The 12,950-nt window shown below is 64.0% G+C and carries 9 protein-coding genes; all 9 read right to left on the reverse strand.

Going from position 1 to position 12,950, the window contains the following annotated elements:
* Positions 1–35: 35 nt before the first annotated feature.
* Positions 36–1,247: a sugar ABC transporter permease gene (locus tag AAFP32_RS12620; RefSeq protein ID WP_009885003.1), complete on the reverse strand. Its 1,212-nt coding sequence runs from the start codon at positions 1,245–1,247 to the stop codon at positions 36–38.
* Positions 1,244–2,068, reverse strand: coding sequence for an ATP-binding cassette domain-containing protein (locus AAFP32_RS12625; RefSeq protein ID WP_069600707.1), 825 nt, complete (start codon positions 2,066–2,068; stop codon positions 1,244–1,246). Before AAFP32_RS12625 ends, AAFP32_RS12620 begins: the two co-directional genes overlap by 4 nt.
* A gap of 20 nt (positions 2,069–2,088) precedes the next feature.
* On the reverse strand, positions 2,089–3,183 hold the full coding sequence (locus AAFP32_RS12630) for a substrate-binding domain-containing protein (protein ID WP_350269404.1): 1,095 nt from the start codon (positions 3,181–3,183) through the stop codon (positions 2,089–2,091).
* Positions 3,184–3,302: 119 nt separating this feature from the next.
* Positions 3,303–4,325: a LacI family DNA-binding transcriptional regulator gene (locus AAFP32_RS12635; RefSeq protein WP_350269405.1), complete on the reverse strand. Its 1,023-nt coding sequence runs from the start codon at positions 4,323–4,325 to the stop codon at positions 3,303–3,305.
* 266 nt (positions 4,326–4,591) lie between these two features.
* Positions 4,592–7,117, reverse strand: a complete 2,526-nt coding sequence (locus AAFP32_RS12640) for a GNAT family N-acetyltransferase (protein WP_350269406.1) — start codon at positions 7,115–7,117, stop codon at positions 4,592–4,594.
* Positions 7,114–8,604: a lysine N(6)-hydroxylase/L-ornithine N(5)-oxygenase family protein gene (locus AAFP32_RS12645; protein WP_350269407.1), complete on the reverse strand. Its 1,491-nt coding sequence runs from the start codon at positions 8,602–8,604 to the stop codon at positions 7,114–7,116. Before AAFP32_RS12645 ends, AAFP32_RS12640 begins: the two co-directional genes overlap by 4 nt.
* Positions 8,601–10,232, reverse strand: a complete 1,632-nt coding sequence (locus AAFP32_RS12650; RefSeq protein ID WP_350269408.1) for a pyridoxal phosphate-dependent decarboxylase family protein — start codon at positions 10,230–10,232, stop codon at positions 8,601–8,603. Before AAFP32_RS12650 ends, AAFP32_RS12645 begins: the two co-directional genes overlap by 4 nt.
* Before the next feature lie 348 nt (positions 10,233–10,580).
* Entirely contained in the window at positions 10,581–12,107 is a 1,527-nt protein-coding gene (guaB, locus tag AAFP32_RS12655) for an IMP dehydrogenase (protein ID WP_350269409.1), read from the reverse strand.
* 166 nt (positions 12,108–12,273) lie between these two features.
* Entirely contained in the window at positions 12,274–12,936 is a 663-nt protein-coding gene (locus tag AAFP32_RS12660; RefSeq protein WP_101620892.1) for a GntR family transcriptional regulator, read from the reverse strand.
* Positions 12,937–12,950 lie beyond the last annotated feature (14 nt).

The following is a 12,950-nucleotide window of genomic DNA, read 5'->3' on the forward strand; positions in this document are numbered from 1 at the left end:
GCACTAACCGTGACCCTCGCTAACCCCGACGTTCGCTAACCCCGTCCGACGTACCTTTGTCCGCGGCGGCTCAGTGCGTCGATGACGACGGCCGTGAGCAGGACGAGCGCGGTGATGATCTGCTGTGCATCGGAGTTGAAGCCGATGAGGTAGAGACCGTTGTTGATCGCACCGACGACCAGGGCACCGAGTACGGCTGCCCAGGCTGTACCGCGACCACCGAAGAGCGAGGTGCCCCCGATGACCGCTGCGGCGATCGCGTTGAGCAGGTCCTGTGTGCTCACCAGCGTCGATCCCGCGTTGGTCGTCACACCGGTCTTGATGAAGCCGAACAGGGCTGCCAGCACACCGGCGGCCATGAACACGCTGATGCGCACCCAAGTCACCCGAATGCCCGCACGTCTGGCGGCTTCGACCTTGCCGCCGACCGCGTAGATCGAGCGCCCGTACTTGGTCTTGCGCAGCACCAGATCGATGACGATCGCGATGACGATCATGAGGAAGAACGGCATCGCCAGACCGAAGTCCTGGTTGACCAGGATGAGGAACCCGAACACGACGACGGTGAGGATGGCAATGCGCACGATCACCGAGGTCCAGCTGGGACTGTCGAGTCCCTCGTTGTGACGGCGCAGCTTCGAGTAGATGATCCCCGCACCGAAGCCGATGACGGCGACTGCCCCGAATACGTAGGCCCAGATCGCCGGGAAGTAGAAGCTCGCAAAGTCGAAGGCGAAGGTGTCGGCCATCGACAGGTTCTTCTGCACGCCCAGAGTGGTCAACGTCAGCCCGGTGAACGCCAGCAACCCTGCCAAAGTGACCACGAAGGCCGGTATCCCGACCACCGCGAAGAACCAGCCCTGGATCGCGCCGACGACGAGACCCAATACCAGCATGATGACCAGTGCGATCAGAGGCGGAACCCCTTGCCTGACCACCAACACACCCAGCAGTGAGGCGGAGAGCCCACCCAATTGCGCCAGCGACAGGTCGATCTCGCCGAGGAGCAGGATCAGGTTGATGCCCAACGCCAGGATCGCGAGGAACGCGACCTGCGTGGACAGGTTGACCAGGTTGGCCGGTGAGATGAACTTGCTGTTCGCCGATTGGAAGACGATGACGATGACGATGAGCGCCAGAATCACCGGAAATGAGCCGAGCTGGCCCTCCTTGACTCGACGCACGAATGTCGCGAAGAACCCCTCGCTCGAAATGCGTTCGTCGGTGATGAACGAGTTGCGGGTCATCGGCGCTCACCCCTCCGGGTCGCTCGCTGAGTCACGACATTGTCGTTGGCTCCCGTGATCGCGGCGACCAGAACGTCCGTGCGCTCGTCACCGGGGAAGTCACCGGCATCCTTGCCCAAGCGCAGAACGTGGACGCGGTCGCACACGGCCTGCACATCGGCCATGTTGTGGCTGACCAAAAGCACTCCGAGGTCGCGTTCGCGCAGGCGCTCGATGAGGTTGAGCACCTCGGCGGTCTGTGCCACACCGAGCGCCGCCGTCGGCTCGTCCAACATCACGATCGATGGTTCGCCGAGGAGGGACCTGGCAATCGCGACCGTCTGACGTTGTCCGCCGGAGAGAGCCGCGATCGGCACCCTCACGCTGGGGATCTTGGCCGAGAGGCTGCGCAGCAGCTCCCAGGATTTGGCCTCCATGGTGACCTCGTCGAGAACACCGCCGCGGGTCTTCTCGTGGCCGAGGAACAGGTTGGCGACGACGTCGAGGTTCTCGCACAGCGAGAGGTCCTGGAAGACTGTCGCGACTCCCGCCTTCTGCGCGTCCTTCGGCGCCGCGAATTTCTGGGACCGCCCGCCCAGGATGATCTCACCTTCGTCGGCGCCGTGGACTCCGGCGATGACCTTGACCAGGGTGGATTTGCCCGCGCCGTTGTCGCCGACGAGTCCGACGACTTCGCCGCGGCCGATGGTCAGGTTGATATCGGTCAGTGCCTGGACCGCACCGAATCGTTTGTTGATCCCGCGCAGCTCGAGGACTGGTTCGGCTCCGGTCTCCGGCACCCGCGAGTTCGCGGGCGCCGGATCAGTGGGTTGAGAATTCATATGTTCCTACTCGCCGATTTCTACTTGACGCCGGCGTCTTCGCAGAGCTTCTTCACGTCTTTGGTGCAGATGTCTTCCGCCTTGATCTGATCACCGACGATGTCCTTGACGGTGTCCGTTGTGACGACCTTGGCTTCGACGAAGTCCGTCGGAGTGTCCTTGTAGGTTGTTCCAGCCTTCGGCTCCTCGCCTCCGGCCAGGGCGACGGCTGCCTTCGCAGCGAACTCCGCCTGCGGTGGGATCGACTTGTAGATCGTGGCGTACTGATCACCCCGGAGAATGTTCTGCAGACCATCGACCTCAGCATCCTGTCCGGTGACGACCGGCTTCACCTTGGCCTTCTTGGTGGCGGCGAGGACACCACCGGCAGTTCCATCATTGGCTGAGTAGATGGCGATCGGCTCTTTGTCCGCACTCTGCAGCTGGCCTTCGACCCACTGGCGGGCGTCGTCCGGGTTCCAGTCGAGGGTGTCGTGGCTTTCGGTGATGTCGACACCGGCCTTCTTCAGGGTCTCCTCGGCGCCGGCCTTGAAATCAGCGGCGTTCGGGTCCTTCGGATCACCGTTGACCATCCACACCGGTCCCGACTTCGGGTCCTTGTCCTCGGCTTTGAGTCCGTCGAGGACGGCCTGGCCCTGCAGGTTGCCGATCTTCTTGTTGTCGAACGAGGTGTAGTAGTCCGCGCCCTCGAAGAAGCGGTCATAGGCGATGACCGGGATCTTCTTGGCTTGAGCCTTCGACAGGGCCGAAGACACTGCCGAGGCATCGACCGGGTCGAGCACGATGGCGTCGACGCCTTCGGTCACTGCTGCTTCGAACTGCTGCTGCTGTTGGGTCGCGTCCTGGTTGGCGTTGCGGTATTCGACCTTCGCATCAGGGTTGGCTTCGGCGACGTACTTCTCGAAGTTCGGCTTGTCCAGCGATTCGTAGCGGGTGGTCTTGGACTCCGGGAGGAGCAGGGCGATGGTGACTTCACCGTCTCCACCCGAACCGCCACCGGATTCCTCATTGCCTTGGCCCTTCTGACTCCCACAGCCGCTGAGCGCAAGAGCGCCGATAGCAACCGAGGCGCCGAGGACGGCGAGCTTCTTCCGGTACTGCAGGTTGTGCCTCATTGTGAACCTTTCAATTTTTCTGACAACGTTGTCAGGCTGTTCAAAATAATGCGCCGATCGGGGGCCGGTGTCAACTGTTTCGGCGAAAAATTGTGATCGGAGTCTCTCTCCGAACAGCGTCACTTGTCCGGAGATTCCTCACCGCTTCCACGGGCGATCACATGGACTGGAACCCGAGCCGAACCTCGGCGAGGACCCCCTCCCGCCCCGGAACCGGGCGGATCCTGCAGACGTCGGACCGCCTCGGCGGCCATGGACTGCACATCACGGTCGATGACGGTCACGTCCAAGAGCTCCGCGGCGGGAAAATCGTCAATGCTCACCAGCGCCGGCCACTCATCGAGCCGGCGACAGGCATCGATGGCCCCCTGCGTCAGGGTCGCGGACAGGGTGATGAGCGCGCTGGGGGCGCTGCGCGATCCGAGCCAGGCGGCGACGACGTTCTTCGCGCTGGCCAGGTCGTGGGCGTCTTCGCGCATGTAAGCTCGCCATCCGACGTCCGAGCGCCCGGCGAAGGCCGATTGGATTCCGGCGAGTCTGGCGGTGGTGATGGGGCTCGTCGAGTGATCGCCGATGACGCCGAGGCTGATGTGCCCGTGGTTGAGGAGTTGAGTCGCGGCCAGTCGCCCGGCAAGCTCCTCATCACCGGCGATGAGGTCGACTCCGGGTCCTGCCGTCGACGGATCGAAGGACACGATCTGCACGTCAGCGCTTGCCGCATCAGCGTAGAACCGAGCGGCGTCCGGGTGCGATCGGATGACGCAGATGCCGGTCATGTCATTGGCCAGGCATTCGTCGAGGAAGCCGCGTTCACGGTCGGGGTCGTCGGCGGTGACCGTCACGACCGGGCGCAGTCCGATCCTGCTCAGCTCGGCCTCCAACAGGGTGAAGAGACGAGCCTGGAACGGGTCGTCCCCGTCGCTCATGACCACGCCGATGTAGGGAGATCTGCCACCGGCGCGCAGGCGCCTGGCCGTGGAATTGAGGCGGAATCCGAGCTCGGCGGCGGCGTCTTCGACCTTCTCGGCGGTCCGCGCGGCCACATGCTTTTCGCCGTTGAGCACCCGGGATGCGGTCTTGATGCTGACTCCTGCGCGCGAAGCGACCGTGGCCAGAGTCGGCCGATCGTTCTGCTTCGCCATGACCACACCTTTGAGTCGGGAATCCTACGGACCGCTTGCGGTCAGCGTGCAGGCGACCGATAGGAATGATGATAGCCGCTGGTGCTCACATGATCGCAGACCATCCGGCGATTCCGCCTTCACCCCACACCCGCGCCGAGGTGGCCGCTGGGTTCCAGCGGCCACCTCGGTAGATGCTGTGCACTTCGCAATCGGGCGGTGCACGGTGCGATCGGGCGATGAGCTGCGCGATCGGTCGGTGGGGTCAGCGCGATCGGTCGATCAGATCAACGCGCCACGGGGTTCCTCATCGTTCCGGCGTAGAGCAGCGATTCGGCCTGGTTGCCGATGTCGACCATCTGCACGGTGTTGCGCAGCTGCAGCCGGTTGAGGCAGGAATGGGCGAAACGTTCTGCCCGCAGATCCACGTCGCCTGCGAGCCCACGGGCGAGTTCGGGATGCTCGGTTTCGTAACGATCGAGCACCTCGGCGACCAGGGCCCAGAATTTCTGTGCACCCAGCACACCATCGGAATCGAGGATCCCGCCGAGGTGGCGCAGCACCCCGTCGAACATGTCCGTGAACACAGACAGGGCCTTCTCGTCACCGGGAACCAACGCCCGGATCCGCTCGACATCGTCAGGCAGTTCACGGTGACCGAGGACGGCGACTTCTTCGCCGATGTCCTTCATGAAGGCACCGGTCACGACGTGGTTATCCAGGATGAGGATGAGGTTCTCACCGTGCGGCATGAACACGAGATCGTGGGCCAACAATGCGTGGACGAGCGGTTGCAGATAGGCCCGCAGATAGGAGCGCACCCAGTCCTCAGGACTGAGACCCGAGGCGCGGATGAGTTCGCTGGCGAAGGCGACTCCCCTATGATCGCGGTGCAGCAGTGCCGCCATGGTGACGGCCTTCTGACCAGGTTCGATGACGCCCAGCGGGTTCTCGCGCCAGAGTGCGGCGAGCATCTTCCGGTGCGGATTCGTTTCCTGGGTGCGGTGGTAGACGTCTCCCGTGTAGCCCAACGCGGTGCGTTCCCGCAGGACTCGGAATCCGGCATCCCCGAAGGCGGGATCGGTTCCGACGAGCTCCGCGATCCAGTCGTTGATGGCCGGTGTATCGCGCATGTACTTCGGGGACAGTCCGCGCAGGAAGCCCATGTTCTGCACGGCGAGCGCGACCTTCACATACGGGGCGTCTGCCCGTGAGTGATTGAAGAAGGTGCGCAGCGACTGCTGCGGCTGATGCTCGTCGAGGCCGGCACCCAAGGGCAGCAAGTCGCCGCGTGCGATGTCGGCGGCGAAGGTGATCGCGAGCCGGTGGTCGGCCTGCCACGGGTGGACCGGGAGGAGATGGAAGTCCTCCGGATTGCGGCCGGCTGACCGGATTCGCGAGTCGAAGAGTTCACGCTCCTCGGCACTCAGCGCCCACTCGCAGTGTGCGGCTTCATCGAGTCCGACGCCGACCGAGAGGTGGCTGTGCTTGCGGCTCGCTGCCACCCATTCGATCCGAGTGGTCTGACCGTTCTCCGGTGCCCATTTCCGGTAGTCGGAGAGGGAGAATCCGATGCGTCCGTTGTTCGCGATGAACCCGGGGTGGCCCTCGGTCATGGCCGCCTCGGTGGTCTGGAAGTCGGCAGTCAGGAGATCGGTGGAGTCCGGACGGTGGCCCTTGACCTCCCCGGCGAGTTTGAAGGCGCTGCTGGCCAGGGTCGACGCGAGTTCCTCGAGGTAGGTCGACATGAGGTTCTCCGGGATGCCGAGGGCATCCTGAAGCTCGACGACGAGTTCCTGCGCGTCGAGGTCCAACTGCGTGTCACCTCGGCGGCGGGTGATGCTGGCCTCGTCGATGACCCAGTGCTCGAGCGGCAGGACTCGGGCGGAGAACGTGTACGTGACAGTGTCGGCAGCGTCCTTCGAAGCAACCTCGCCGACCTTCAGCTCCCAATCATCGGACCCAGCATTCGGGCCGGTGGCGCGGACCGGGGCGATGAGTCGTTCGTGGGCGAATTCGGACAGCGCCTTGGCCACGAGGTGGCGTTGGGCGACCGCGAAGGTGTCGGGGTTGAGATGGGAGTAGGTTTCGGGAACCGCGAGGTCTGGCGATGGTCGTTCGTCAGCAGCGATCGGCACTCCCCCTGTGGCGGGAACGCCGGCTTCGACATCCTCGCGGTTGAGAAGTCCAACAAGCTCACTGGATTCGAAGTCCTCGTGAGTGCAGATGCTGATCAGGGCCCGCTTCCGCTCCTCCCCCATCATGATGGTCGCCTCACTCACCGGATTGAAACCTGCCGCCCGGTTCTTCTCGAGGATGGCGGTGTTGCGCACGTCGGGTTCGACGATGACTCGGCGCCCGCCTCGGCCACCGTGTTCGATCGGGCGGAGGCAGAAGTCGATGACCTCGGCCATGATCCGGTTCGTGAGTCCGCGCACCCCGTCACCGTCGGGTGGGGCGACGAGCAGGTGCATTCCGATGTCCTCGGGTCCGGTGGGGACGACGTCGCCTGGAATCAGAGTGGAGGGCAGGTACGTTTCGACGTAGAAGCAGTCGATGCCGTCGACCGAGCCCACCCATCCGTTATCATCGGCGGAGTTCTGCACGCCGCCGAGGTACTCGCAGACTCCGGACTCGTCGAGTCCGGTCATCTGCCAGTAGTGGGCGCGCGGGTGGGTCAGCCACACGTGGATGTTCTTGGCATCCCGGTCGAGATCCAAGGCTCGGATGTCGACGGTGCGAGATTCTGCTGATACTGCGGTCGTTGTTGATGCCGCGGTGGCGGCTGCGTCTGTCATGAGTTCGGTGGTCATACGTGTGTCATCTCCCTGTCTTCTGCGGGCTGGGAATCGGAATGGGAATCGGTGTCGGCGAAGTCAAAGTGCGATTCGAAGTCGTCCCGAGTGCTCAAAGGTGCGGTGCCTTCTTCAGCGGCGCTCTCGAGTGCCCCATCGTCGAGCACCCCGTCATCATCTGCCCCGTCGTCCGGAATGCCGAAGGTCTGGAACGCGATGGTCTTTTCGATCGGGTATGGTTCGCGTCCGGTCACATGTGAGAGCACGACCGATGCGCGCCAGGGCCCGAAGCCGAGGTCGGGTGCGGTGACGCCGTGGGTGTGCTCTTCGCCGTTGAGGACGTGGATGGTGCCTGCGTCGTTGACCGTGTAGTGGCGGCTGACGTCGAGGCGGCCCTTGGCATCCAGCCGGATCTCGTCGCCCAGCGGGGAGAGGAATTCCGGGACCTGGGACTTGTAGCCGGTGGCAGAGACGACCGATCCGCTGCGGCGGTCGAAGCACTTGTCCAGTGACGTGTTGCGGAAGCGCAGAGCATAGTCGCCGGTGCTCACATCCCGTTCGGCGGAGATCAGTTCGGATTCGGCCAGCAGGTTGGTGCGCAGCTTCCGACCGCAGCGGCTGAGACGGTAGAGGGTGTCGTGAATGTCATCGACGAGCTCGGCGCTGATGCCCTTGTACAGGGTTCGCTGCTCGCGGCCCAGCTGTTCGCGCAGGTCATCGGGCAGGGCACGGAAGTGGTCCGTGTACTCCGGAGACGTCATCTCCAGGGTCAGCTTCGTGTACTCCATCGGGAAGAAGCGCGGCGAGCGCGTCACCCAGTCCAGTCGCACCTTGCGAGCTTCGGCCTCGTCGATGAGATCGCGGTAGATCTCGGCAGCGGACTGTCCGCTGCCGACGATCGTGATCGATCCGCTCTCCAGCAGAGCCTTTCGATGGTCGAGGTACTGAGAGGTGTGGATGACCGGGCCGGCACTCTCGGCCTCCAAACCCTGCAGAGCCGGCGGCAGCACCGGTGAGGTGCCGACGCCGAGGACCAGGTGGCGGGCGCGGTAGGACTCGGTCCTCAGCGCCTGACCGGACTGATCGGCCACCTCGGCGGTGACGGTATAGATGTCATTGTCCCTGGTCACCGAGGTGACTGTGCGGTTCCAGCGCAGGGTGTCTAACTGCGCGGCGACCCAGCGGCAGTACTCGTCGAATTCGGCGCGCAGGGGGTAGAAGGATTCGCGGATGTAGAAGGGATAGAGGCGGCCGCTGTCCTTGAGGAACTGGAGGAAGGAGAAGCGGGAGGTGGGGTCGGCCATGGTCACGAGGTCGGCGAGGAACGGAACCTGGACCGTCGCGCCTTCGATCATCATGCCCGGGTGCCAGCGGAATTCCTTGCGCTGGTCGAGGAATACCCCGTCGACGTCGGGCAGCGGATCGGATAGGGCCGCAAGCCCTAGGCCGAAGGGTCCGATGCCGATGCCGACGATGTCGTGGATGTGTGTCTCGGGTGTGCTCATGCCGCACCTCCTTCGATCGTGGTGAATGTCTGCCCTTGGCCCAGCGTCGACTTCTGTTCCTGGTCAGGCGTCGTGCTCTCCAGGTGCCGGCCGGCGAGGATGCCGTGGCCGGTGGCGCGGACGAGGTCGAGTACGGCGGTGATGTCAGCGACCGTGGTGTCGGGGTTGAGCAGGGTGAGTTTGAGCCAGGGTGTGCCGTCGATGGTGGTGCGGGCGATGGCTGCGCGTCCGGAGCGGAAGAGGACGCGACGGATCATCGGCACCAGCTCATCGGCGGTGCTCGTATCGGCAGCAACCGGCGAGAACCGGAAGAGGACCGTGCTGAGATCGGAGGCGCCCAGCACTTCGAAGTCAGGCTGGTCGTCGAGGAGTTCACGGACCTCGGCGGCCAGATCGCACACGACATCGAGCAGGTCACCGATCTCACCGGCGCCGCGGGCGCGCAGTGTCGTCCAGAGTTTCAGGGCGTCGAAGCGGCGGGTGGTCTGCAGTGATTTGTCGACCTGGTTCGGTTCTGCCTCGGCGCTCAAAGCTTCGGCTTCCGGGTTGAGGTAGTCGTTGTGGTGCAGCGTCGGGTCGAACAATCTGATGTCGCGCACGAGCAGTGCGCTCGAGGACACGGGCTGGAAGAAGGTCTTGTGGAAGTCGATCGTCACCGAGGTGGCCCGGCCGATTCCTGCAAGCAGGTGTTTGCGGCGTGGTGCCCACAGCAGTCCCCCGCCGTATGCGGCGTCGACGTGCATCCACACGTTCGCGTTCTCGCAGATCTCGGCGATGGCGGCCAGCGGATCGATGACGCCGAGGTCGGTGGTGCCGGCCGTGGCGACGACGGCCATGACGATGCCGCCAGTGTCGTTGATGTCTCGCATCAGCTCGGCCAGAGCCTCGGCGTCCATGCGTCCGGCGGCGTCGGTGTCCACGCACACGACCGCCTCGGCGTCGAGTCCGAGGAGGTGCGCTGCGCGGGAGATCGAGAAGTGAGTCTGGCTCGTCGTGAGGATCCGCAGCCGGGACATGATTTCGCGGCGTGATGCCTCACCACGTCCAGCCTCGGCCTTGCCGACCGTCTGTGCCTGCTGGTCGCGCAGCACGTTCTCCCTGGCCAGGAACAGTGCCTGGAGGTTGGACTGGGTGCCGCCCGAGGTGAAGATTCCGTCACCGGAGTCGAACCCGACGTGCCGGCTGGCCCACTGCACCAGACGGCGCTCCATGAGCGTGGCGACCTCGGATTGATCGTAGGTGTCGACGGATGTGTTGATCGCTGCGAGCATCGCCTCGGCCGCGACGGCGGGAACGGCGACAGGGCAGTTGAGATGGGCGACGTAGCTGGGGTGGTGGAACCAGACGGCGTTGCGGGCGTAGAGGTCATCGGCCTCACGCAGGGCGGCGAGGTTGCCGATGCCCTGACCGTCGAGGTCGAAGCCTGCGACCCGTGCCTCGAGGCTGGTGCGGTCATTCGCCGAGGTGGGTGCGTCGACATCGGTGAAGCGCTGGGCGAGTGCGTCGACGACCTCGTGCATGAGCTCGGCGTAGGCATCGGCACTGTGGGCCCCCAGCAGTGCGTCACCAGTGCGCACAGAGGCCGCGTCGGTCAGCGGAGTTGGGGTGTCAGAGAGCAGTGAAGTCATAGCGGTACGGTTGCCTCCTTCGGTTCACGGTCCGGTAAGGCCGGACTACATTAGGGAAACCTACCCTAAGTAAACGTAGAAGCAAGGCGAGTGGTGCCACCGATCGTCGACTACATGAGTAACCTCGGCCGCGACCCAGAGTCGCCCTCGTCAGCTCTCGCGCGGCCAAGCCCACGATCAACGACAGGCGTATACCGCCCAGGAAACTCGCACGTGGCCTTCGTCACATACGGGCGATTCGTCTGACATCCTGAGACAGCGAAAACGGCCGTAGTCCCTGCACAGGAGGCAGGAACCACGGCCGTTGACGGTCACGCGGCACCGTCCGAGACGGTCGGTCGAGAACTCTTACTTCACAACGTAGTTCGGGGCTTCGACGGTCATCTGAATGTCGTGCGGGTGGCTCTCCTTGAGGCCCGCAGTGGTCAGGCGAACGAACTTGCCCTTGGCCTTGAGGTCGTCGATGGTGGGGGCGCCGACGTAGAACATCGACTGGCGCAGACCACCGGTGAGCTGGTGTGCGACCTGCTTGAGTGGCCCCCGGTAGGCGACGCGGCCCTCGATGCCTTCCGGGATGAGGTCAGTGTCGGTGTCGATATCGTCCTGGAAGTAGCGGTCCTTCGAGTAGGACTTGCCCTGGCGTGGAGCCATGGCGCCCAGTGACCCCATGCCGCGATAGGCCTTGTACTGCTTACCGTTGACGAAGATGAGCTCGCCGGGCGATTCGCTGCAGCCGGCCAACAGGGAGCCGAGCATCACGGTGTCCGCACCGGCAACCATGGCCTTGGCAATGTCGCCCGAATGCTGAAGTCCACCGTCGGCGATGACCGGCACACCGGCCGCACGGGCTGCCTGAGCGGCAAGGTAGATGGCGGTGACCTGCGGGACACCAACGCCTGCCACCACACGGGTGGTGCAGATCGAACCTGGCCCCACACCGACCTTGATAGCGTCGGCACCGGCGTCGATGAGTGCTTGTGCACCCTCCTTCGTGGCGACATTTCCGCCGATGATCTGGACGTTCGCGAATACCGGGTCAGCCTTGATCGCCCTGATCATGTCGGTCACGCCGCGAGCGTGTCCGTTGGCGGTGTCGACGACGAGGACGTCGACGCCCGCCTCGGCGAGGAGCTTCGCGCGCTCATAGGCATCACCGTGGAATCCCACGGCCGCACCCACACGCAGGCGCCCCTCGTCATCCTTCGTGGCCAGCGGGTATTCCTCGGTCTTGACGAAGTCCTTGACGGTGATGAGGCCCTTGATGACGTTGTTCTCATCGACCAAAGGCAGCTTTTCGACCTTGTGTTCGGCGAGCAGCTCGAAGGCTTCCTCCGGGGACACCCCGTCCGGGGCGGTGATCAGCGGCATCCGGGTCATGGTGTCGGCCACGGTGCGGGTCGGGAACTCACTGCGGGTGACGAAGCGCAGGTCACGGTTGGTCACGATGCCCAACAGCACGTTGTTCTCGTCAACGACGGGCAGGCCGGAGATCCGGTACTTTCCGCAGATCTCGTCGAGCTCCTCGAGGGTCTTCTCCGGGGTGATCGTCAGCGGGTCGTTGATCATTCCGGACTCGGAACGCTTGACATAGTCGACCTGGGCAGCCTGATCCTTCATCGACAGGTTGCGGTGGATGATGCCAAGACCGCCGATGCGGGCCATGGCGATGGCCATCCGCGACTCGGTCACGGTGTCCATGGCGGCCGAGACCAGAGGGATGTTGAGCTCGATCTCTTTGGTCAGACGAGTGGTGGTGGCGGCTTCTGAGGGGATGACATCGGTGTCACCGGGCAGGAGGAGGACATCGTCATACGTGAGCCCCGTCAGCGAGAACGGATCGTTTGCGGCCTGTGTTTCCTGCTCGGGAATCCCCATGGGTACAGCCTTTCGACGCGATGAGTACGGTGGGTCAATGCTATCGAAGACATACAACGCTTATCCAGCATTTCAAATACCGAGCACTGTGAGACTGCCGACATCAGCAGTCAGGAATGCTCGCCGAGGCGGTCGCGGCCTTCCAGCGAAGGTGTCATCGCCGTAGTCAGCGGCCTTCGCCGACCGAGCGCGCCAGGTCGAGTGTCGAGGCTTCCGAGTCATCGAGATGGATGCGCAGAAGGCCTTCGGCTCCGTGCCGGTCTCCCGAGCGCATCTTCTCGAGGATGTCGCGGTGCGGATTCGCCCAATGAGAGTGATAGTTGCCGGGCTCTTTCGAACGGGCGAATGTCGTTGAGAGGCGGGCCATGAGGTTGACGTAGAACTCGTCGAGCAGCGGCGAACCGAGCAGACCAACGATGGCCCGGTGGAAGGACGCGGAATGTTCCTGCGCATCGGTCCAGCTCTCATTGCTCGGCGCGGTCTCGGCGCGAACAACGGATGCTTCGACACGATCCATTGCCTCCTCGGAGGCATCCTGTGATTCCTGGACGGCGCGGATCTCGAAGACGCGTCGCGCTTGGTAGAGGTCCTTGAGCTCGTCGAGGTCGAAGGTGCGGACAAAGAAGCCGCGATTCGTCTCCTGGGTCAGCAGACCGGCGTGACGGAGCAGGCTCAGGGATTCACGTGCAGTGTTGCGCGAGACGTTGAATTCCTTCGCCAGCGCACCGTCCCGGACCGGGGAGCCGGCAGGGTATTCACCGGTCGTGATTCGGGACCGGACCAGGGCGACGATCGCCTCTGAGGTACATCCGGGTGCGTGTGGGCTCATATCACCAGGCTACC

This window comes from Brevibacterium sp. CBA3109 (assembly GCF_040256645.1).
Classification (GTDB): Bacteria; Actinomycetota; Actinomycetes; order Actinomycetales; family Brevibacteriaceae; genus Brevibacterium; species Brevibacterium koreense.

Excerpts from the sequence above, each read along its gene's own strand:
- AAFP32_RS12625 (WP_069600707.1), bottom strand. The coding sequence starts at position 2,068 with ATGAATTCTCAACCCACTGATCCGGCGCCCGCGAACTCGCGGGTGCCG.
- AAFP32_RS12645 (WP_350269407.1), bottom strand. The coding sequence starts at position 8,604 with ATGAGCACACCCGAGACACACATCCACGACATCGTCGGCATCGGCATC.
- AAFP32_RS12635 (WP_350269405.1), bottom strand. The coding sequence starts at position 4,325 with ATGGCGAAGCAGAACGATCGGCCGACTCTGGCCACGGTCGCTTCGCGC.
- AAFP32_RS12620 (WP_009885003.1), bottom strand. The coding sequence starts at position 1,247 with ATGACCCGCAACTCGTTCATCACCGACGAACGCATTTCGAGCGAGGGG.
- AAFP32_RS12660 (WP_101620892.1), bottom strand. The coding sequence starts at position 12,936 with ATGAGCCCACACGCACCCGGATGTACCTCAGAGGCGATCGTCGCCCTG.
- AAFP32_RS12640 (WP_350269406.1), bottom strand. The coding sequence starts at position 7,117 with ATGACCACCGAACTCATGACAGACGCAGCCGCCACCGCGGCATCAACA.
- guaB (WP_350269409.1), bottom strand. The coding sequence starts at position 12,107 with ATGGGGATTCCCGAGCAGGAAACACAGGCCGCAAACGATCCGTTCTCG.
- AAFP32_RS12630 (WP_350269404.1), bottom strand. The coding sequence starts at position 3,183 with ATGAGGCACAACCTGCAGTACCGGAAGAAGCTCGCCGTCCTCGGCGCC.
- AAFP32_RS12650 (WP_350269408.1), bottom strand. The coding sequence starts at position 10,232 with ATGACTTCACTGCTCTCTGACACCCCAACTCCGCTGACCGACGCGGCC.